Origin of the sequence: Liquorilactobacillus sicerae, assembly GCF_029916425.1 — a bacterium.
Taxonomy (GTDB): Bacteria; Bacillota; Bacilli; order Lactobacillales; family Lactobacillaceae; genus Liquorilactobacillus; species Liquorilactobacillus sicerae.
Genome location: NZ_JAHAVQ010000110.1, coordinates 1 through 589 on the forward strand (window position 1 = coordinate 1; position 589 = coordinate 589).

At 30.1% G+C, this 589-nt stretch carries 1 protein-coding gene; it reads left to right on the forward strand.

What is annotated here, in order from left to right; translation table 11 throughout:
* Positions 1–319 precede the first annotated feature (319 nt).
* Positions 320–589: TIR domain-containing protein (locus tag KH893_RS11495; protein ID WP_281166240.1), on the forward strand; the 270-nt coding region annotated here is incomplete at its 3' end.

A 589-nucleotide genomic window follows, 5' to 3' on the forward strand; every position in this document is an offset into this window, starting at 1 on the left:
TTCCTGATGACAGATTTGATAATTAAAACTATTACTCTTTTAGGATTCTCACAAGGAGAATTAGTCTCTGCTTTGGTAGTTGCCGATCATTCTGAAGCAATTCAAAAATTGATTTTATTTTATCCTGCTTTTTAAATACCTGATACTATTAAAAAAATGTCGCATCACATTCCTACTTTTCTCATGCCAAAAAATGGATTAGAATTCTTAGCTTTTTGTCATAACAGACAATGTGAGAAAATGGCTTTATTCATAAATTTGTTATATAAATAATAAATAAAAAGAAATGACTAGCAGTGCTTAAAGAGAGTGAGGCATAATGGCAATACACAAATGTTTTATTTCGTTCAAAATGGAAGATGAGGGTTACAAAAAAGATATACAGCAAATCGAAGATATACAGATGATTGATAAATCTTTGGATATCCCCATTAATTCCGATAACCCTGATTATGTTATGCAAAAAATTAGAGATGAAAACTTAAAGGATTCTAGTGTTACATTATTTTTAATCGGTAGTTATAGTGCTGAATCGTTGGGCCAAAACGAACAGTATTATATTAAAAAGGAATTACAAGCTTCCCTGTAC